Annotated in this window: 15 protein-coding genes; 12 read left to right on the forward strand and 3 right to left on the reverse strand. The window is 44.5% G+C overall.

Annotated elements, in window-relative coordinates; genetic code table 11:
• Positions 1 to 9: 9 nt before the first annotated feature.
• From pilB to nadC, 3 genes are all read right to left on the reverse strand, one after another.
• Positions 10 to 1,716, reverse strand: a complete 1,707-nt coding sequence (pilB, locus tag K5L93_RS13450) for a type IV-A pilus assembly ATPase PilB (RefSeq protein ID WP_220720291.1) — start codon at positions 1,714 to 1,716, stop codon at positions 10 to 12.
• Between the two features lie 15 nt (positions 1,717 to 1,731).
• A complete protein-coding gene (locus K5L93_RS13455; RefSeq protein WP_281422552.1) occupies positions 1,732 to 2,262 on the reverse strand; it encodes a pilin in 531 nt (176 codons plus the stop codon).
• A gap of 254 nt (positions 2,263 to 2,516) precedes the next feature.
• The gene (gene nadC, locus K5L93_RS13460) at positions 2,517 to 3,356 is read right to left on the reverse strand and encodes a carboxylating nicotinate-nucleotide diphosphorylase (RefSeq protein WP_220720292.1); all 840 of its coding nucleotides are present in this window, start codon (positions 3,354 to 3,356) and stop codon (positions 2,517 to 2,519) included.
• A gap of 182 nt (positions 3,357 to 3,538) precedes the next feature.
• Between nadC and ampD the strand changes: the two genes are divergently transcribed.
• From ampD to amtB, 12 genes are all read left to right on the forward strand, one after another.
• On the forward strand, positions 3,539 to 4,075 hold the full coding sequence (ampD, locus tag K5L93_RS13465; protein ID WP_220720293.1) for a 1,6-anhydro-N-acetylmuramyl-L-alanine amidase AmpD: 537 nt from the start codon (positions 3,539 to 3,541) through the stop codon (positions 4,073 to 4,075).
• A gap of 74 nt (positions 4,076 to 4,149) precedes the next feature.
• Positions 4,150 to 5,004, forward strand: a complete 855-nt coding sequence (gene ampE / locus K5L93_RS13470; RefSeq protein ID WP_220720294.1) for a beta-lactamase regulator AmpE — start codon at positions 4,150 to 4,152, stop codon at positions 5,002 to 5,004.
• A gap of 256 nt (positions 5,005 to 5,260) precedes the next feature.
• Positions 5,261 to 6,025: a pyruvate dehydrogenase complex transcriptional repressor PdhR gene (gene pdhR / locus K5L93_RS13475; protein ID WP_220720295.1), complete on the forward strand. Its 765-nt coding sequence runs from the start codon at positions 5,261 to 5,263 to the stop codon at positions 6,023 to 6,025.
• Positions 6,026 to 6,084: 59 nt separating this feature from the next.
• Positions 6,085 to 8,742, forward strand: a complete 2,658-nt coding sequence (gene aceE, locus K5L93_RS13480) for a pyruvate dehydrogenase (acetyl-transferring), homodimeric type (protein WP_220720296.1) — start codon at positions 6,085 to 6,087, stop codon at positions 8,740 to 8,742.
• Between the two features lie 12 nt (positions 8,743 to 8,754).
• Positions 8,755 to 10,605 carry a pyruvate dehydrogenase complex dihydrolipoyllysine-residue acetyltransferase gene (gene aceF / locus K5L93_RS13485; protein WP_220720297.1) on the forward strand — a complete coding sequence of 617 codons (1,851 nt, stop codon included), beginning with the start codon at positions 8,755 to 8,757 and terminating at the stop codon, positions 10,603 to 10,605.
• A gap of 131 nt (positions 10,606 to 10,736) precedes the next feature.
• A complete protein-coding gene (gene lpdA / locus K5L93_RS13490) occupies positions 10,737 to 12,170 on the forward strand; it encodes a dihydrolipoyl dehydrogenase (RefSeq protein WP_220720298.1) in 1,434 nt (477 codons plus the stop codon).
• An 81-nt stretch (positions 12,171 to 12,251) separates the two neighbouring features.
• Positions 12,252 to 14,468: a patatin-like phospholipase family protein gene (locus K5L93_RS13495; protein WP_220720299.1), complete on the forward strand. Its 2,217-nt coding sequence runs from the start codon at positions 12,252 to 12,254 to the stop codon at positions 14,466 to 14,468.
• Positions 14,469 to 14,701: 233 nt separating this feature from the next.
• Positions 14,702 to 17,299, forward strand: a complete 2,598-nt coding sequence (gene acnB, locus K5L93_RS13500; RefSeq protein ID WP_220720300.1) for a bifunctional aconitate hydratase 2/2-methylisocitrate dehydratase — start codon at positions 14,702 to 14,704, stop codon at positions 17,297 to 17,299.
• 239 nt (positions 17,300 to 17,538) lie between these two features.
• The gene (locus K5L93_RS13505) at positions 17,539 to 18,357 is read left to right on the forward strand and encodes a winged helix-turn-helix domain-containing protein (protein ID WP_220720301.1); all 819 of its coding nucleotides are present in this window, start codon (positions 17,539 to 17,541) and stop codon (positions 18,355 to 18,357) included.
• Positions 18,358 to 18,366: 9 nt separating this feature from the next.
• On the forward strand, positions 18,367 to 18,714 hold the full coding sequence (locus tag K5L93_RS13510) for a YacL family protein (protein WP_220720302.1): 348 nt from the start codon (positions 18,367 to 18,369) through the stop codon (positions 18,712 to 18,714).
• Positions 18,715 to 19,066: 352 nt separating this feature from the next.
• Complete coding sequence (locus K5L93_RS13515) at positions 19,067 to 19,405, forward strand: P-II family nitrogen regulator (RefSeq protein WP_016400812.1); 339 nt, start codon at positions 19,067 to 19,069, stop codon at positions 19,403 to 19,405.
• A 45-nt stretch (positions 19,406 to 19,450) separates the two neighbouring features.
• Entirely contained in the window at positions 19,451 to 20,722 is a 1,272-nt protein-coding gene (amtB, locus tag K5L93_RS13520) for an ammonium transporter AmtB (protein ID WP_016400813.1), read from the forward strand.

Here is a 20,722-nt window from a genome sequence, read left to right on the forward strand (position 1 = left end):
ACCACACACTTATACATTTGTGACCCGCTCTACTTCAGAAAGGCTGGTTACCCCTAAACGGGCTTTTTCTAGGGCCGACATGCGCAGTGAGTACATGCCCTCTTTAACGGCTTGTTCGGCAATTTCTATGGAGTTACCTTCGGCCATAATTATTTTTGAGATGGCGGTACTCATAGGCATCACCTCATAGATACCTACTCGACCTTTAAAGCCGCCGGTACATTCATCACAGCCCGCAGGATCAAACAGTTTAACCCCTGCCTCAATTTGTTGTGGAGTAAAACCTATCTTCGGCAATAACTCGGCCTCAAGCATTTTTGGCTTTTTACATTTTTCGCACAAGCGACGGGCTAATCGCTGGGCAATAATTAGGCTTACTGAAGAGGCAATGTTAAAGGCCGGTACGCCCATGTTAAGTAAACGGGTTAAGGTTTCTGCTGCCGAGTTAGTGTGTAAGGTCGATAACACTAAGTGACCGGTTTGCGCCGCTTTAATGGATATTTCAGCGGTTTCTAAGTCTCGAATCTCACCCACCATAACAATATCGGGATCTTGACGAAGAAAGGCGCGCAAGGCGCTGGCAAAGGTCATGCCTGCTTTGTTATTAATTTGTACTTGGTTAACCCCGGGGAGGTTAATTTCTACCGGGTCTTCCGCCGTTGAAATGTTAGTTTCAACGGTATTAAGAATGTTTAAGCCTGTGTACAGAGAAACCGTTTTACCCGAGCCAGTAGGGCCGGTCACCAAAATCATCCCCTGTGGGCGAGCCAAGGCATCTAAATAGAGCTTTTTCTGCTTGTCGTCGTAACCCAGAATATCAATGTTTAAGTTGGCTGCCGAGGAGTCGAGGATACGGATAACAATTTTCTCTCCCCACATGGTAGGCAGGGAGTTCACCCGCATATCAATGGCTTTATTGCGGCCAGTTTTTAGCTTAATGCGGCCGTCTTGTGGTAAACGCCGTTCGGCAATATCCATCCGCGCCATTACTTTAAGGCGAGCCGAAAAGCGGTTAGCTAGGTTAATGGGGGGGCTGGCTATTTCATGCAAAATACCGTCGATGCGAAAACGGATCCGATATTTGTGTTCATAAGGCTCGAAGTGTAAATCGGAAGCACCACGGCGTATTGAGTCCATCAATATCTTGTTGATATAAACAACAATGGGCGCATCATCTTCTTTGCTGTTTTGTTTTTCATCTAAACGCGAATTTTCTTCGCTAACTTCTAAATCGCTGATGTCGTCATCAGTGATATCGCCCAGCTCTAAGTCTGAACCATCGCTAACTAGAGATTGAATCGCTTTTGTTAACTTATTTTCTTCAACTAGTAGCGCTTCTACATGCAGTCCAAAACTAAAACCAAAATCTTCCAGTGCGGTTACATTGCTAGGGTCGGCCATGGCCACATAAAGGGTTTGGTTTTGGCTATAAACGGGTAATACGTGGTGTTTAAAGATTAATTTTTCATTAAGGAAGTTTTGCGGGATTTCGCTAAGCTCTATCGCATCTAAATCCAATAGAGGAATACCAAATTGGGCTTCGCAAAAGTCAGCCAATTCGCGACTAGAGATCAGTTTGTTTTCTACCAATACGGTGGTAAAGGCAGCTTGTTCTTGCACACTGCGCTTATAAAGCTCAACGAGTTGTTGTTCTTTATCTGGAAAAGAAACGGCCAAGCTTGATGCTAGGCCGTTTAATGTACTTAAGGTCTTCATTACTATGTTAAGAGTTTATTCTGCTTCTGCTTCAGCTGCTCTATCCGAAAGTAGGTTACCATCACATAGCTCTTTAGCGTAACACCCACTATTTGTATCATCTAAGTACCAAACAACACCGCCGTTGCTTATGTAACCGTAAATAATGTAGTCGTCACCCGCAACGAAACCATTTGCTTCTTCTGGAACCATTGTTATTGACACTTCACTAGGGTTGCCGTCAGCGTCACTAGCTTCAACAGCAAATGTAGCACTATTTATGCTTTCAATTGCTTCTGCCGCACTTTCGGAATTTGATACCTTCTGATCGTCGGCAGCTTCACAATCAACAACTTTGGTTTGCAAACATACTTCTACAGTGGTTTTCAAGCCTGTTGCTGCAGATACAATCTCACTGTATTTTGCGCTGCGGGTATAATTTTGATAAGCAGGCAGCGCTACCGCAGCCAAGATAGCTACAATGGCTACTACGATCATCAATTCGATTAGGGTGAAACCCGCTTGCTTGTTAGCAACTTTGGTTTGTAGGTTTTGCATGGTTTTCATTGCGTCTTTCCTTTACACAAGTTTTTTGAAGTTATTTATTTACCGTTGTTTTTATCAGAGCTGCAGTGAAACAACTTTTAATTCAGTAACATCCCTGATATCACGGTGCTATAAATGTGATTCTCATTAAAGCACACGTGGTATATAAGTATAGTGATTATTGTAAAAAGGCAATAAAATCGTGATCTTAGCAACACTTATAAAAGTCGCGCTGTACAAAAATTTGTACAGCTTAATGTTAAGATTAACAATTTCTATGCGACAAATCGCATACTTAGGTCTAGCGCCTTGACATGCTTGGTTAAGGCGCCCACCGAAATAAAGTCTACACCGGTTTCGGCATACTGGCGAATGGTGCTTAAGCTCATGTTGCCCGAGGCTTCTAATTTTGCACGCCCTTGGTTAAGTGCTACCGCTTGTTTCATTAAATCCACCGAGAAGTTATCTAACATTACTACGTCGCAATTAGCGGCTAGTGCTTGTTCTAGCTCGTTTAAGTTTTCTACTTCTACTTCTACCTTTTTGCCCGGTGAAAGCATTCGGGCTTTTTCAATGGCGGCTTTAATGCCACCACAGGCCATGATGTGGTTTTCTTTGATTAAAAAAGCATCGTTCAGACCAAAGCGATGGTTAGTGCCGCCGCCGCAAGTTACCGCATATTTAGAGGCGTAACGTAAGCCAGGAATGGTTTTACGGGTATCCAATAACTTGCAATGAGTGCCTTCAAGTAACGCCATGTATTCGGCGACTTGGGTGGCAATGCCCGATAGGGTTTGAATAAAGTTTAGCGCCGAGCGCTCACCGGTTAGTAAAATACGCGCAGGGCCTGTGAGATAACATAGGGTTTGATCTTCAACAACTTTATCGCCGTCGGCAACTAACCACTCAATCTCTACTTGCTCGCCCAGTTGCTTAAACACTTCTTCGGCAAAGGCTTTTCCAGCAAAAGTCGCACTTTCGCGGCTGATAATTTTGGCTTTGCTAATTTGTTGTGCAGGAATAAGTGCAGCGGTAATGTCTAGTTGCGGGTCTAGTTGTCCTAAATCTTCAATTAAAGCGGCGCTTACGTTGGCACGTAATTGTTCGGCGTTCATGCATCGTTTCTCTGATGGTTAGCTGGAGGAGACAGTATTGCTTGTCTGTCACTTTGTGTGGCGCATTTTAGCGCAGAAGTTCAGCACTTGCATGGTCAAATAAGCGGTTTATGCTAGACAATTTGGCTTGGCTTCGCTAGAAAGCCTAATAACACCAATAATTTGTTGCCGAGGAGTAGCTCTTGCAGATAAAGCAGCATCGCTTAACTGGGGCTAAGTGGCTTGAAAGTGCCTTTTATAATCAGCGACCGAATAATGAAATTAGCTTGTTGGTCATTCATTGTATTAGCTTGCCAGAGGGATGTTTTGGCTTGCCTCATATTGACCAATTGTTTACGGGAAGTTTGGATTGCAGCGCAGATCCAAGCTTTAAAGATTTACAGGGCTTAGAGGTCTCGGCGCATTTGCTGATTAATCGGGCTGGTGAGGTGACTCAATACGTAGCTTTTGATAAACGGGCGTGGCATGCTGGCGTTTCTTGCTACCAAGGGCGAGAAGGGTGTAATGATTTTTCTATTGGTATTGAGCTTGAGGGGACAGATAGCAGTGAATATACCAAAGCGCAATATCAAGGTTTAATCGAAGTTAGTCAACTATTGCTGAAACACTATCCTAAACTAACAAAACAACGCATCGTTGCGCATAGCGATATTGCGCCCGGCAGAAAAACTGACCCTGGTGAGCATTTTGATTGGTCTGCTTATTTAGAAGCACTTTGAAGTCACTTGGTTTGCTTGGGTATTTAGCTTATTATTTGAAGGTCGCCTGATGTTTATGGAGCAAAATCAGTAACATGTCTCTTATTTCCTTACTGCTTGCATTGAGTTTAGAGCGCGCTCGTCGCATTGGTGCTAGTTGGTGGTGGCAGCATGTTTTTCATTGGTGGCTACAGCGCTTTGATCGCGCTTCAGCGATTTGGCAAATTGCTATGGCAGTAGTGTTACCCACTTTGTTAATTGCGTGGCTGCAAGTAAGCATTAGTGGTTTGCTATTTGGCTTAGCCAATCTTGCGCTATGGATCTTTATCCCTTTACTTACACTAGGGTGCCCACCGATTCAGCAAGGTTATCGAGACTATCTGCGTGCTGCAGCTAGTGGCGACGAACAGGCCTGTAGTGACTTTAATCAGCAGCTGCTCAAACAAATTCATCCTTTGCATCAAGTGAGTGAGCAGGAGTCGATTGCTCTTACCACTGGTACTCAATTAATGTGGCTGAATTATCGCTACTATTTTGCGGTGATTTTCTTTTATGTATTAGCTGGCCCTGCTGGCGCAATTTTCTACGGTTGTAGCCGGGGTTTGCACTTACATAAAAGTACTGAGGTGCAGGCTTTGGAGCCTACGGTTAACAACTTTATGCACTACTTGGATTGGCTGCCATCTCGCTTGGCCAGCTTGTGTTACTTAGCGGTTGGCAATACCAGCGAAGCCCTACCTATTTGGTTACACGCCTTGCGTGATACCAAGCACAGCAATGGTTATTGGTTGGCGAAAGTAGCAGTGGCTGCAGAGCTCGATGAGCAAGAGAGTGAGCACGAAATGCTATGTGTAGCGACGACTTGCAGGTTTGTTAGTCTTGCTAAGCGCGGCATTATGCTGGCTATTGTGATTATTGCTATTTTAACCATTGCAGGCTGGCTGATTTAAGCCGCTACTCAGCGGCTGCCTGTTTCCATCTATTTTTACATAATCTTGTAAATTCCTTTCTCCTTGTTACATTTGCCCGATCTTGTGCACAAAAAAAGGTCTGACCAATTATATTTGTCGTACAAAAGGCTTTACTTATTTTGCGATAAGTGCTGGCTAAATTGATGTGGGTCAATTTTTCTGGACAGCGTGTTTCTGATTTGTTAATTTGCTGCGTGTAAATTGGTATTACCAATATTAAGTGCAACGGAAATTAATGAGCTACCAACGAATTAAGCCACCTAAACTCGCTGATGTTATTGCAAAGCAACTAGAGCGAATGATCTTAGAAGGAAGTTTACCGCCGGGTGAACGTTTACCTGCTGAGCGCGAGTTGGCTAAGCAATTCGATGTATCACGCCCGTCATTGCGCGAAGCGATTCAGCAACTGGAGGCGAAAGGCCTGGTAGTAAGACGCCAAGGCGGCGGTACTTATGTGCAACAAAAGCTGCGTGAGGCACTAACCGATCCGCTGTTTAATTTATTGTCCAACCATGATGAAAGCCAACTAGACTTGTTGGAGTTTCGTCATGCGGTAGAAGGTATCTCGGCTTATTACGCGGCACTGCGCGGTACTGAAGCCGATTTAGATAAAGTGCAAGCCAGTCATGAACGGATTGAACTTGCGCAACAAGACGGCGATACCATTAGTGAAGCTAAAGCCGTTTTGCGTTTTTATGAAGCCATTGCTGAGGCGTCACATAACTTAGTATTGCTTCATTTAATTAGAGGTTTGAGTCCATTGTTAGAAAAAAACATCATGGACAATTTTCAGGTGTTGTATACGCGTCCTAATGTGGCTGACAAGATCCGCCATCATCGGTCACTTATGCTGCAAGCCATTCTCGATGGTAAGCCAGACGACGCCAGGGAAGCCTCACACAAGCATTTAGCGTTTATTGAAGAAACGCTACTACAAATCGAACGAGAAGAAAGCCGAGTTGAGCGTTCTAATCGCCGTTTAAAACAATTGAAAGTGTAAGCCAAAAGCTTGGTAACAAGTTTTCTGGGAAACTATTAATAACTGATAAGGAAACAGCCATGTCAGAGGTACTGAAGCATGATGTTGACTCACTAGAAACTCGTGAGTGGATAGACGCCATTGAATCTGTGATCCGTGAAGAAGGCGTTGAACGTGCCCAGTTCTTGTTGGAGCAGGTCATCGCTAACGCGGGCATAGATGGACTCGCTGGCCCTGGTGGGTCAATCACTAGTGATTACATCAACACCATTTCGGTGGCAGAACAACCTGAATACCCGGGTGACAGCGCAATAGAGCGTCGTATTCGTTCAATTATTCGCTGGAATGCGATCATGATTGTATTGCGTGCCTCTAAAAAGGACCTCGACTTAGGCGGCCACATGGCTTCTTACCAGTCTTCTGCAGCATTTTACGAAGTGTGTTTTAACCACTTTTTTAAAGCGCGCAATGAAAAAGATGGTGGCGATTTAGTTTATTACCAAGGGCATATCTCTCCTGGTATTTATGCTCGTGCCTTTGTTGAAGGCCGTTTAACTGCAGAGCAACTAGACAGTTTCCGCCAAGAGGTAGACGGTAAAGGCTTAAGCTCTTACCCGCATCCTAAGTTGATGCCTGAGTTCTGGCAATTCCCAACAGTTTCTATGGGTCTTGGTCCAATTTCTGCCATTTACCAAGCTCGCTTCCTTAAGTACCTAACTGGTCGCGGCTTAAAAGATTGTTCTGGCCAACGTGTTTATGCCTTCCTTGGTGACGGCGAAATGGACGAGCCGGAATCACGTGGCGCAATTTCTTTCGCAGCGCGTGAGAAATTAGATAACTTATGTTTCCTGATTAACTGTAACTTGCAGCGCCTAGACGGCCCGGTTATGGGTAACGGCAAAATCATTCAAGAGCTAGAAGGCCTATTTAAAGGTGCTGGCTGGAATGTGATTAAAGTGGTTTGGGGCAGCGAGTGGGATAGCCTACTAAGCAAAGACAGTTCAGGTAAGTTGTTGCAACTGATGAACGAAACCGTTGATGGCGACTACCAAACCTTTAAATCTAAATACGGTGCTTACGTGCGTGAACACTTCTTTGGTAAGTACAGTGAAACGGCTGCCTTAGTTAAAGATATGTCTGATGACGAAATTTTTGCTCTACGCCGCGGTGGTCACGATCCAGTTAAGCTTTACGCAGCCTTTGATAAAGCACGCAAAACCTCGGGCGCTCCAACTGTAATTCTTGCTAAAACCGTTAAAGGTTATGGCATGGGTGAAGCCGCTCAAGGTAAAAACATTGCGCACCAGGTTAAGAAGATGGACATGACTCATGTTCAACAATTCCGTGACCGCTTGGGTGTAGATGTTAGTGATGAAGCGCTACCTAGCTTGCCATACATCGAACTTAAGCCGGGTACACCAGAGCACGATTACTTGCACGCTCGTCGTAAAGAGCTAGCTGGTTACACGCCATCGCGTTTACCTAACTTCACGCAAGAGTTAGCCATTCCTGAGTTGAGCGAATTTGATGCGCTACTAGGCGAGCAAAAACGTGATATTTCAACCACTATGGCTTATGTTCGTGCCTTAAATGTAATGCTTAAAAACAAAGGCATTGGTAAAAACGTAGTGCCAATTATTGCCGATGAAGCACGTACTTTTGGTATGGAAGGTTTGTTCCGCCAAATTGGTATCTACAACCCAAGTGGCCAAACTTACACTCCGCAAGATAGAGAGCAAGTGTCTTACTATAAAGAAGATACTAGCGGTCAAGTATTGCAAGAAGGTATTAACGAGCTAGGTGCTATGAGTTCATGGGTAGCTGCTGCTACTTCTTACAGCACCAACGACGTGCCAATGATCCCATTCTATATCTATTACTCAATGTTTGGTTTCCAACGTGTGGGCGATATGTGTTGGATGGCGGGTGACCAACAAGCGCGTGGTTTCCTACTAGGTGCTACTGCCGGTCGTACAACGCTAAATGGCGAAGGCTTGCAACATGAAGATGGCCACAGCTTAATTTTGGCGAACACCATCCCTAACTGTATTTCTTACGACCCAAGCTTTGCCTTTGAAGTTGCGGTAATTCTACAAGATGGTTTACGCCGTATGTACGGTGACCAAGAGAATGTTTACTACTACTTAACTCTAATGAATGAAAACTACCATCAACCAGCTATGCCAGCAGGCGCTGAAGAAGGTATTCGTAAGGGTATTTACAAGTTTGAAGAAAACAAAGGTGCTAAAGGCCAAGTTCAGTTATTAGGTTCGGGCACCATCATGCAGCAAGTATTGAAAGCTGCCAAAGTATTGAGCGAAGAGTACGACATTGCATCTGATGTATTTAGCGTAACGTCTTTCAACGAGTTAACCCGTGAAGGTCAAGCTGTTGAGCGTGCCAACATGTTAAACCCTGAAGGGGAAGCGCAAGTGGCTTACATCACTGAGGCGTTAACTGACGCGCCAACAATTGCTGCGACCGATTACATGAAGCAATACGCAGAGCAAGTTCGTGCATACATTCCTGGCAGTTACAAAGTATTGGGTACCGATGGCTTTGGCCGTAGTGATAGCCGTGAGAACTTGCGTCGTCACTTTGAAGTAAATGCTGACTACATCGTAGTAGCTGCACTTACTGAGCTAGCTAAAGCTGGCACTTTAGATAAGAAAGTTGTGAGCGAAGCGATTGCAAAATACGACATCGACACTAACAAAACTAACCCTCTCTACGCGTAAGGGCGAATAGCTATGAGTATTGAAATTTTTGTACCAGATATTGGCGCTGATGAAGTAGAAGTGACCGAGATCTTTGTTGAAGTTGGCGATAGCGTAGAATTAGAGCAATCGTTAATTTCGGTAGAAGGCGACAAAGCGGCAATGGAAGTTCCAGCTTCTCAAGCTGGCGTTGTAAAAGAAATTAAAGTAGCGGTAGGCGACAGCGTAGCCACTAACGCATTAATTATGATCTTCGAAGCTGAAGGCGCAGCCGAGCAACCAGCGGCAGCTCCGGCAGAAGCCGCGGCTCCTGCAGCAAGTTCAGTTGAACTGGTTCATGTGCCAGATATTGGTGATGATGAAGTTGAAGTGACCGAAGTAGCAGTAAGTGTTGGCGATGTAATTGAAGCTGAGCAAACGCTTATTTCGGTTGAAGGCGACAAAGCGGCAATGGAAGTACCTGCGCCATTTGCTGGCACGGTTAAAGCCATTAGCATTGCAGTAGGCGATAAAGTGTCTACTGGTACGCTAATTATGGAATTTGAAGTTGCTGGTTCTGCACCTGCTGCGCCTGTGGCAGAGGCTCCAGCGGCTGCTCCTGCAGCTTCGCAGCTTCAAGAAGTTAACATCCCTGATATTGGCGATGATGAAGTTGAAGTGACTGAAGTTGCCGTTTCCGTTGGCGATAGCGTAGAGCTAGAGCAAACGCTTATCTCTGTTGAAGGTGATAAAGCGGCAATGGAAGTTCCTGCACCTTTCGCTGGTGTAGTGAAAGAGCTTAAAGTAGCTGTTGGCGATAAAGTTAACACTGGCTCGCTGATCATGGTGTTTGAAGTCACTTCTGCAGCACCTGCTGCCAGCGCACCAGCCGCGCCGGCTGAAGCTCCAAAACCAGCTGCAGCGCCTGCACCAGCAAGTAAGCCTGTGAGTGCACCAGCTAAATCGGGTGAATTTGTAGAGAATAGTGCTTATGTACATGCCTCTCCAGTAATTCGCCGTTTAGCGCGTGAGTTTGGTGTTGATTTAGCCAAAGTTAAAGGTTCGGGCCGTAAAGGGCGTATCGTAAAAGAAGACGTTCAAGCTTACGTTAAGCAAGCGGTTAAAGTTCTAGAGTCTGGCGCTAGCGCTGGTGGCTCAGGCATGGACGTAGCAGCATGGCCAAGCATTGATTACTCTAAATTTGGTGAAGTGGAAGAAGTGCCACTATCACGTATTCAGAAAATCTCTGGTCCTGCACTGCACCGTAACTGGGTGAAAATCCCTCACGTTACCCAGTTTGACGAAGCCGACATTTCAGAAATGGAAGCTTTCCGTAAAGAGCAAAACGTGATTGCTGAGAAGCAACAGTTAGGCTTTAAGATCACGCCGCTAGTGTTCATGCTAAAAGCTGCTGCTAAAACCTTAGAGAGCATGCCTAAGTTTAACTCGGCACTGTCTGACGATGGCAATAGCCTCATCATGAAGAAGTACATCCATATCGGTATCGCGGTAGATACGCCAAACGGCTTGGTTGTACCGGTAGTGCGTGACGTGAATAAGAAAGGCATTTATCAGCTATCTGAAGAGTTGGTAGAAATTTCTAAGAAGGCACGCGCGGGTAAGCTTACTGCTTCAGACATGCAGGGCGGATGTTTCACTATTTCTAGCCTTGGCGGTATTGGTGGTACTCAGTTTACACCTATCGTAAATGCGCCTGAGGTGGCCATTTTGGGGGTTTCGCGCAGTGAGATGAAACCAAAGTGGAACGGCAAAGACTTTGTACCGAAGCTAATGTTGCCATTGGCACTGTCTTACGATCACCGAGTGATTGATGGGGCCGACGGTGCGAGATTTATCTCAACATTAAGTGGCTTGTTGGGCGACATTCGCCGATTAGTACTTTAGTAATAAGAGCTGGGTGTTTATCACCCGGCTCTTCTTTTTTATACCGATTAACCGTAAACTCAGTTTAGCTGCATGGTTGACACTTTTACCCTACAGCAGCTTTACAACATAACAATACCAAGAGGTCATCAATGAGTAAGGAAATCAAGACCCAGGTGGTAGTACTGGGTGCAGGCCCTGCAGGTTATTCTGCTGCCTTCCGTGCTGCCGATTTAGGTTTGGAAACAGTAATTGTAGAACGCTACGCCACCCTCGGCGGAGTATGTTTGAATGTGGGTTGTATCCCATCAAAAGCTTTATTACACGTAGCTAAAGTGATTGAAGAAGCAAAATCACTGGCCGAGCACGGCATTGTGTTTGGTGAGCCACAAACCGATATTAATAAAATCCGTACCTGGAAAGAGAAAGTAATCAGTCAATTGACTGGCGGCCTCGATGGTATGGCTAAAATGCGTAAAGTTAAAGTGGTACAAGGCTTAGGTAAGTTTACCGGCGCTAACTCACTAGAAGTAACTGGTGATGACGGTGAAGCCACCACCATTAACTTTGACAACGCAATTATTGCTGCTGGCTCACGCCCGGTTAAGTTGCCATTTATTCCGCACAATGACCCACGTGTATGGGATTCAACTGACGCACTAGAGCTTAAAGAAGTGCCTGGTAAGTTGTTGGTATTAGGTGGCGGTATTATTGGCCTAGAAATGGGTACCGTATACGGCGCACTAGGCAGTGAGATTGACGTAGTAGAATTTGCTGATCAACTTGTCCCAGCAGCCGATAAAGATGTTGTGCGTGCTTATACCAAAAAAGTGAAAGACAAATTCAACATCATGCTTGAAACCAAAGTGGTAGCCGTTGAGTCGAAAACAGACGGCTTATACGTAACTTACGAAGGTAAGCAAGCTCCACATGAGCCAGTACGTTACGACGCAGTATTGGTTGCGGTAGGTCGTGTACCAAATGGCTTAGGTTTAGATGCTGAGAAAGCTGGTATTGAAGTGACTGAGCGCGGCTTTATTGAAGTTGATAAACAGCTTCGTACTAACGTGCCTCACATTCACGCTATTGGCGACATCGTAGGGCAACCTATGTTGGCACACAAAGGGGTGCATGAAGGCCACGTAGCGGCAGAGGTAATCTCTGGTAAGAAACACTTCTTCGATCCTAAAGTTATCCCTTCGATTGCTTACACCGAGCCAGAGATGGCATGGGTAGGTTTAACCGAGAAAGAAGCTAAAGCACAAGGCATTAACTACGAAGCTTCAGTATTCCCATGGGCTGCTTCGGGCCGTGCAATTGCTTCTGACTGTCCAGATGGCATGACTAAGATGATCTTTGATAAAGAGTCTGGTCGTGTAATTGGTGGTGCGGTAGTGGGCACCAACGGTGGTGAATTGTTAGGTGAAATTGGCTTAGCGATTGAGATGGGCTGTGATGCTGAAGACATCGCGTTAACCATTCACGCTCACCCAACCTTACATGAATCGGTTGGCTTGGCTGCAGAGATTTTTGAAGGTAGCATTACCGACCTTCCAAATGCGAAAGCCAAGAAAAAGAAAAAATAGACTGAATTAGTCTAGAAATCTACAGTTATAAAGGCAGCTTAGGCTGCCTTTATTGTTTATGTTTCAAAGGAATGACTCTGCATGCGGCTATCATACAAGGCCTTAGGGCTGATATTGCTAGTACTTTTTTCATCATCTGTTATTGCCCGCCCCAAAATAGGCTTGGCGCTCAGTGGCGGAGGGGCAAAAGGCGCGGCGCATTTGGGGGTTATTCAATTACTCGAAGAAAACCAAATTCCTGTCGATTATGTTGCCGGAACCAGTATGGGAGCCTATTTTGGCGCCATGCTCGCCATGGGTTATAGCGCGCAAGAGATTGAAGAACTGACGTTTTCAATTCACTGGGAAAGTGGCTTTGTTGACGATGTCACTCGCAGTGAGTTGTCGCTAAGAAGTAAAAAGCAAAAAGATGACTACCAAATAGCCTTACCAATCGGGGTTAATAAAGACGGCGTTCAAATACCCAAAGGTGCCGTGCAAGGCCAAACCATGGCCGATATTTTACGCTCTGCCACCAGTAATTTAGAAGCATTAGAAAGCTTTGATGAGTTGGCTATTCCTTATCGTGCTGTGGCCACAGATATGGCCACGATGACTCCTTACATCCTCAAGCAAGGTGATTTGGCTGTTGCGATGCAAGCAAGTATGTCGGTGCCTGGTGCTTTACGTCCGGTAGAGCTTGACGGTAAGCAGCTTTCTGACGGAGGGGTGGTCAACAATATGCCCGTGGATGTATTAAAAGAAATGGGTGCAGATATCATTATTGCAGTGGATATTGGTGCGCGGCTAAAAACTCAAGAAGAGCTTAATACGGCAGTTGATATGGTTGACCAGCTGTCAATTTTTCTTACCCGATCTGGTACCGAACGGCAAATTGCGCTGCTAGACGCAGATGACCTACTTATTTCCCCTGATGTGACAGGCATCGATACCGCAGACTTCAAGCTAATGCCCTTAGCTGTGGAAAGAGGTAAGCAAGCGGCAGCCGGGCCTATCGGGCAGCTAGCAAAGCGTATTCATAGTGCTGATCAAGACAAGGTTTATTTGGCTTATCAACAAAAGGTTAAAGAGCGCAGGGCCACACTTAAATTACATGAACAATTTGTGGTGAGTAAAATTGAACTAAATAACAACTCAGCGTTGAGCGACCAAGTGATTCTAACTCGATTAAAACTTAATCGAGGTGAATTATTGTCTAAGGCTCAACTTGAAGAGAAAATTAGTCAGCTATATGCCTTGGGAACTTTCGAGAGAGTCGATTACCGCATTAGCACAGAGCAAGGCGAAAATATTATTCATGTAGATACGCAGGAAAAGCGCTGGGGGCCTGGTTACTTTGATATGAAGCTTGGTTTACAAGAAAACTTTTCTGATCGTACTGAAGCTAACTTAGGCCTCGGATTTACCTTAACGAACCTAAACGAGTATGGCGCAGAGTGGCGTAATGAGTTTGAAATCGGTTCGATAAAACGTCTATTTAGCGAATATTACTCTCCATTTACTAACAGTCTTAAATATACTTGGTTAGCTTCGGTAGAATACGATAAACGTAGTCGTCGTTTATACGGCTTAAATGAAGGCATTGAATACCTTGAAGCTGACTTTAGCGATATTACTTTGCGCACTCAGCTATCTTGGGATTATAAACCGTGGCAAGAGTGGGGGCTTGGCGTAGCCGCTAGGCATGGAGATATCGAGTTAAACGGGATTAGTGGTGATGCCAGCTATTGGCTATATGGTCCTTATTTTAGATTTGATTACGATACCTTGAATAGTTGGGCTTTTCCGACGCAAGGTAAAATGCTGGATCTTGGTCTAACCCTCTATCACGAAGATGTGCAAGGCTTATCAAGTGTCTTCGCGCCTACCTTTGAGGTCCGCTGGAAAGTACCATTTGGCTGGAACAAGCATTATTTTAATTGGTTTGGTGAATATGGCAGTGCTGGAAGTGATTTTATAGTGCCAACGGATGCTCAAGATCTAGGTGGCTTTTTACGTCTTTCTGGTTTTAAGTATGAGCAATTATCGGGTCGTTATAAGGCGCTAACTGGCCTCATGTACTTTTATCAGCTGCATTACTTTCAATCTCCTATAATACAAGCGCCGGTTTTTGTCGGAGGCTCCTTAGAAAACGGCGGAGTATGGAATAGCTCTGATGAAATTTCTTATAGCAGTGCGCTGTGGGCCGGCAGTATTTTTGCTGCTTTAGACACCAGTGTATTAGGGCCAGTGGTACTTGCCTATGGGCATAACGAATCGGAGCAAACTTTATACTTATTTATCGGCAATGACTTCTAAATAAGTGATAAATGTGAATAAATTGTAACTTTTCCGCTTGTGGCTAAAGTATAATAAAGTTTGTAAGTTGTTGTTATAAAATGATTTAACTGTTTTTTTGTTAGCTTGGCTGAAACGTCGATATTTTAATTTATAGTTAAAACGGCTATAATCTCAGCCCCATGTGGCCAGCAACGCTCTGGCCCATATATATGGATATCCCCTACGGGCATTATTACAATAAGGAGCGAGCCGTGCTAGAAAGCTACCGCAAACACGTCGAAGAGCGTGCTGTTGAAGGTATTGTACCTAAACCCCTCGATGCTGAACAAACCGCAGGATTAGTAGAGTTATTAAAAGCTCCCCCAGCCGGTGAAGAAGAGTTTCTACTCGATTTGTTAGCAAACCGAATTCCCCCAGGTGTAGATGAAGCCGCTTATGTTAAAGCCGGTTTTCTTGCTGCTGTAGCAGCTGGAGAAGTAAGCTCTCCTATTGTTTCTGCCGCGTATGCCACTGAACTGTTAGGGACAATGCAAGGTGGTTACAATATCGAACCACTCATCTCATTACTTGATAATGCTGAGCTTGCACCTATCGCAGCTAAAGCCTTATCACATACTTTATTGATGTTTGATGCTTTCCACGACGTGGAAGAAAAAGCCAAAGCGGGCAACAACTTTGCACAACAAGTGATGCAAAGCTGGGCCGATGCAGAGTGGTTCTTAAGCCGCCCTGAGCTTGCTGAGAAATCAACACTTACGGTATTTAAAGTGACCGGTGAAACTAACACCGATGATTTATCGCCTGCTCCTGATGCTTGGTCTCGACCAGATATCCCGCTGCACGCATTAGCTATGCTTAAAAACGCCAGAGAAGGTATAGAACCTGATCAAGCGGGTTCAATTGGCCCAATGAAGCAAATTGAAGCCTTGAAAGAAAAAGGTCATCCGCTAGTTTACGTAGGTGACGTTGTCGGTACCGGTTCTTCGCGTAAATCTGCTACTAACTCTGTGTTGTGGTTAATGGGCGACGATATTCCTCACGTACCAAACAAGCGTGGCGGTGGCTTCTGTTTAGGTGGAAAAATAGCACCAATCTTCTTTAATACCATGGAAGATGCTGGCGCATTGCCTATTGAGCTAGACGTAGAAAAGCTTGGTATGGGCGATGTTATCGACATTTACCCGTTTGCTGGCGAAGTGAAAAAATCAGGTACTGACGAAGTTATCTCAACCTTTGAGCTAAAAACTGACGTATTGCTTGACGAAGTTCGCGCTGGTGGCCGTATCCCTCTTATTATTGGTCGTGGCTTAACTGACCGCGCTCGTACATCTCTAGGCCTTGCGCCTTCGGAAGTATTCAAGCGCCCTCAAGACGTAGCTGCTTCAACTAAAGGCTTTACGCTTGCCCAAAAAATGGTGGGTAAAGCCTGTGGCGTAGACGGTATTCGACCTGGTCAATACTGTGAGCCGAAGATGACAACCGTAGGTTCGCAAGATACGACTGGCCCAATGACCCGTGATGAGCTGAAAGATTTAGCCTGTTTGGGCTTCTCTGCAGACTTAACCATGCAGTCATTCTGCCATACTGCTGCTTACCCTAAACCAGTAGACGTTACTACGCACCATACGCTTCCTGATTTCATCATGAACCGTGGCGGGGTATCTCTGCGTCCTGGTGACGGGGTTATTCACTCTTGGCTAAACCGTATGTTGTTACCAGATACTGTTGGTACTGGTGGTGACTCGCATACCCGTTTCCCAATTGGAATTTCATTTCCTGCTGGCTCTGGCTTGGTGGCATTTGCTGCTGCTACTGGGGTGATGCCTTTAGATATGCCGGAATCAGTCTTGGTTCGCTTTAAAGGCGAAATGAAGCCCGGTATTACCTTGCGTGATTTGGTGCATGCTATCCCGTATGCGGCGATTCAACGCGGTTTATTAACGGTTGAGAAGAAAGGCAAGAAAAACATCTTCTCTGGTCGCATCTTAGAGATTGAAGGTATAGAAGATCTTAAGGTTGAACAAGCTTTTGAATTGTCTGATGCTTCTGCTGAACGTAGTGCAGCGGGTTGTACTATTAAGCTAGGTAAAGAGCCTATTATTGAGTACTTAAACTCAAATGTGGTAATGCTTAAGTGGATGATTGCTGAAGGTTATGGTGACCGTCGTACTATCGAACGTCGTATTACGGCGATGGAAGAGTGGATCGCTAACCCCGAGCTAATGGAAGCGGATAAAGACGCGGAATACAAAGAAATCATTGAGATTGATTTGGCTGATATCAACGAACCAGTATTGTGTGCGCCAAACGACCCTGATGATGCGCGCTTGTTGTCTGAAGTCGCAGGTGAGAAGATTGACGAGGTATTCTTGGGCTCATGTATGACTAACATTGGTCACTTCCGTGCAGCAGGTAAATTACTCGACAAGCATACAGGCTCATTGCCAACCCGTATGTGGGTTGCTCCTCCAACACGAATGGACCAAAAGCAACTTACTGAAGAAGGTTACTACGGTATTTATGGCCGTGTGGGCGCTCGTACCGAGATCCCTGGTTGTTCTTTGTGTATGGGTAACCAAGCTCGTGTGGCTGATAACTCAACGGTAGTCTCTACTTCAACACGTAACTTCCCTAACCGTTTAGGTACTGGCGCTAATGTTTACTTGGCTTCTGCTGAGTTAGCCGCTGTATCTGCAATTTTGGGTAAGTTACCAACACCAGAAGAATATCTTGAGTATGCGAAGCAAATTGACGCTACCGCTGCCGATACTTATCGTTATCTTAACTTTAATGAAATCAATGATTACACTAAAGTGGCTGATCAAGTGATTATTCAAGCCGCCGTGTAGAGTTTTCTCACCGCATAATAAACGCAGCTTTGGCTGCGTTTTTTTTTGCACAATAGCCAATTAACACACTAAAGTGATACTATATATACGCCTAAATAAGTAAAATTATGAGCATTTTATTATAAAATAAATATAATTTGCGTTATTATGTGCTGTGAAATATGGATGATTTTAGCATTTACTGGTATAAAGGAGCCCGCTAGATTTACTAGCTCATTCGCTTGCAGTTGGAAGACAATATGTCCTTTAATGATGTTGTAGTAGTTGGCCCGTTGGCCGTAGATATGAGCCAAAATAGTATTACGTTTAAGGATAAAAGTGCCTATTTGGGACCATTAAGAACCCATTTGTTGGGATATTTGTGTAAACATGTCAATCAAGTTGTGGGGAGAGATGACTTGTCTGACGCTGTATGGGGACGGAGTGTCTCAGACCATACAATTAACCAACATATATCTCAGTTACGAAAAGTAATCACTACTTTGAACAATACTGAACTCACCATCGCTACCATTCCCAAAAAGGGTTACATAGCAAGGTGTGAAGCAGTAGGTCAACCCAACCGTGTAAAACCGGAGCCAGTTCAAACTCAAGCAAAAGCCTTGCTATTAAGTGATGCTGAAACTTGCCAAAAAATTCAAAGTTTGAAAACAGAAGGCGAGTTAAAACAGCTAGAAATGTTCTCTAATGCTGGTTTGTTGCATGAGCGACTAATGAGCAACGAGTTCCAAGCTGTGATCATCGACACCGAGTTAGCTAATGCCGAAGGCTTAAAGCTAATTAAGGCTATCCGCACTGGTCAAACGTTAGCAAGTTCTGACATTGCTATTCTATCTTTAGCCTCTGAAGCCAGTAAACAATTGCTTGGTTTTAATGTTCTGATGGATGTGCAAGGTTTAGTACTTAAGCCGCTCAACATTGAAGTGTTGGATAAACAAATCAAAACAGCCGTAGCAATGCGCTTTAAACTAAAGCCAAATGCTGCTTATGATCTTGTTCCTACTATGTTAAATAGCGCAGTTAGCGTAAACTTACAGTCTGCTTGTTTAAGTAACTAGACTGAAACTATGGAACTGACGATTCGCCGTTCATTGGACGGCGCATTATTAATTGATTGCGGTGACGAACATCGGTGTTTTTCGATGTGGCTAGAGCGTGAATTGAATAAAGATCGTCAGTTTGTTTCTTCCCTAATGGTCAGGCTGAAAAAGTTGTCTGGCTTAGCCGAGCTGCGCATAGACAGTGATGAGTTCCGTTTTGTGGCCAATTTAGATGAAGTGAGTATCGAGGTTTCTCAAGACGACGCTTCAGATAATCCAGCACTCTTGCAAGATGCCATGAGTTTAGATGCCGCGCATAGTGCTTGTGGCTATGACGATTTTGTTGATTTGTTAAAATCTATAGCTAGTTATTAACATGGTGCAAAATTATCATTTAGCTTGAAAATCTTATAAACCTATCTTTGTTACTTTTTTATTCATTCAATTCATTACCTTAACCCTGTTATATCTACGGTTTATTCGCCTAGCTACGATTGATTACCTCTTGGCTGCACTTTATTAGTGCTGATAAAAATACCACTACTAAAATGTGAACCATGTTGGAGCGTTGTTAAAAAATATAGCACCATAATGGTGCGTTTGTATTTGTTGTATTTTATGTGAATGCCTTTAAGTTATTGTTTTTTAAGGTTGATTTTGTTTTGGCACAAGCCTTGTATTTTGTTATTCGAGAAAAGTTAATCGATGACTCTTTGGAGGAGCTCAAATGAAACTAATTAGCGCGATAATCAAGCCATTCAAATTGGATGACGTGCGTGAAGCCATTGCCGAAGTTGGCGTAGATGGTTTAACCGTATCTGAAGTTAAAGGTTTTGGTCGTCAAAAAGGTCACACCGAATTATATCGTGGTGCCGAGTACCAAGTTGACTTTTTACCTAAAGTGAAACTGGAAATTGCTACTAGCTCAGAAAATGTGGATCGCATTATCGAAGCTATTTCTAGTGCTGCTTACACCGGAAAAATTGGTGACGGTAAGATTTTTGTATACGACTTAAGCAACGTAGTACGTATTCGTACTGGCGAAATGGATGCAGAGGCTATCTAAGGGCAACCTTAGCAAGCTAATAACAGGGATTACGGGGAAGTAATTATGGAAAACGAAATTTATCAACTGCAATATGCCATCGACACCTTCTACTTTTTGGTGTGTGGCGCATTAGTAATGTGGATGGCCGCTGGTTTCTCTATGCTAGAAGCTGGTTTAGTTCGCGCTAAAAACACCACAGAAATTCTTACTAAGAACATCGCTCTTTACTCTATCGCATGTATCATGTACTTGATTTGTGGTTACTCAATCATGTATGACGGCGGTATCTTCTTATCAGGCATCGAAGCCTTTGACCTAGGTGGCGTATTAGCTTCTAAAGCTGAAGAAGGCTTTGAAGGCGGCAGCGTATACTCAGGTGCTTCTGACTTCTTCTTCCAAGTAGTATTCGTTGCAACTGCAATGTCTATTGTTTCGGGTGCAGTTGCTGAGCGTATGAAGCTTTGGGCATTCCTAATCTTCGCTGTAGTGCTAACGGGTTTCATCTACCCTCTAGAAGGTAGCTGGACATGGGGCGGTGCAGACGTATTCGGTCTATACAACCTAGGCGACCTTGGTTTCTCTGACTTCGCTGGTTCAGGTATTGTTCACTTAGCAGGTGCTGCAGCAGCATTAGCCGGTGTATTACTACTAGGTGCTCGTAAAGGTAAATACGGTAAAAACGGTTCGGTTAACCCAATTCCAGGTTCTAACATGCCGCTAGCTACTGTGGGTACTTTCATCTTATGGATGGGTTGGTTTGGCTTTAACGGCGGTTCTGTATTGAAACTTGCTGATGCTTCAAACGCTCACTCTGTAGCAATGGTATTCCTAAACACTAACGCTGCTGCTGCGGCTGGTGCAATCGCTGCACTACTAGTGTGTAAGCTAACTTGGGGTAAAGCAGACCTAACAATGTTACTAAACGGCGCGTTAGCCGGCCTAGTGGCGATTACTGCTGAACCTTCTACTCCTACTGCGCTTCAAGCTACACTGTTTGGTGCTGTAGCAGGCGTATTGGTTGTAGCGTCTATCGTATTCTTCGATAAGATTAAGATTGATGATCCAGTTGGTGCTATCTCAGTTCACGGTGTAGTTGGCTTGTTCGGTCTATTGATTGTTCCACTGACTAACGATGGTTCAAGCTTCTCTGGCCAAATCATCGGTGCATTAACTATCTTTGCATGGGTATTCGTAGCAAGCTTCATCGTATGGAGCATCCTAAAAGCTGTAATGGGTATCCGAGTTTCTGAAGAAGAAGAAATGAACGGTATGGACATTGCTGATTGTGGTATCGATGCATACCCAGAGTTCGTAACAGTTAAGTCTTCTAGCTAA

The sequence above is a fragment of the Agarivorans litoreus genome, assembly GCF_019649015.1.
GTDB classification, from domain to species: domain Bacteria; phylum Pseudomonadota; class Gammaproteobacteria; order Enterobacterales; family Celerinatantimonadaceae; genus Agarivorans; species Agarivorans litoreus.

What these genes read in the sequence shown, in the direction of transcription:
- pilB (WP_220720291.1), bottom strand. Translation starts at nt 1,716, where the DNA reads ATGAAGACCTTAAGTACATTAAACGGCCTAGCATCAAGCTTGGCCGTT.
- K5L93_RS13455 (WP_281422552.1), bottom strand. Translation starts at nt 2,262, where the DNA reads ATGAAAACCATGCAAAACCTACAAACCAAAGTTGCTAACAAGCAAGCG.
- nadC (WP_220720292.1), bottom strand. Translation starts at nt 3,356, where the DNA reads ATGAACGCCGAACAATTACGTGCCAACGTAAGCGCCGCTTTAATTGAA.
- ampE (WP_220720294.1), top strand. Translation starts at nt 4,150, where the DNA reads ATGTCTCTTATTTCCTTACTGCTTGCATTGAGTTTAGAGCGCGCTCGT.
- pdhR (WP_220720295.1), top strand. Translation starts at nt 5,261, where the DNA reads ATGAGCTACCAACGAATTAAGCCACCTAAACTCGCTGATGTTATTGCA.
- aceE (WP_220720296.1), top strand. Translation starts at nt 6,085, where the DNA reads ATGTCAGAGGTACTGAAGCATGATGTTGACTCACTAGAAACTCGTGAG.
- aceF (WP_220720297.1), top strand. Translation starts at nt 8,755, where the DNA reads ATGAGTATTGAAATTTTTGTACCAGATATTGGCGCTGATGAAGTAGAA.
- lpdA (WP_220720298.1), top strand. Translation starts at nt 10,737, where the DNA reads ATGAGTAAGGAAATCAAGACCCAGGTGGTAGTACTGGGTGCAGGCCCT.
- K5L93_RS13495 (WP_220720299.1), top strand. Translation starts at nt 12,252, where the DNA reads ATGCGGCTATCATACAAGGCCTTAGGGCTGATATTGCTAGTACTTTTT.
- K5L93_RS13505 (WP_220720301.1), top strand. Translation starts at nt 17,539, where the DNA reads ATGTCCTTTAATGATGTTGTAGTAGTTGGCCCGTTGGCCGTAGATATG.
- K5L93_RS13510 (WP_220720302.1), top strand. Translation starts at nt 18,367, where the DNA reads ATGGAACTGACGATTCGCCGTTCATTGGACGGCGCATTATTAATTGAT.
- K5L93_RS13515 (WP_016400812.1), top strand. Translation starts at nt 19,067, where the DNA reads ATGAAACTAATTAGCGCGATAATCAAGCCATTCAAATTGGATGACGTG.
- amtB (WP_016400813.1), top strand. Translation starts at nt 19,451, where the DNA reads ATGGAAAACGAAATTTATCAACTGCAATATGCCATCGACACCTTCTAC.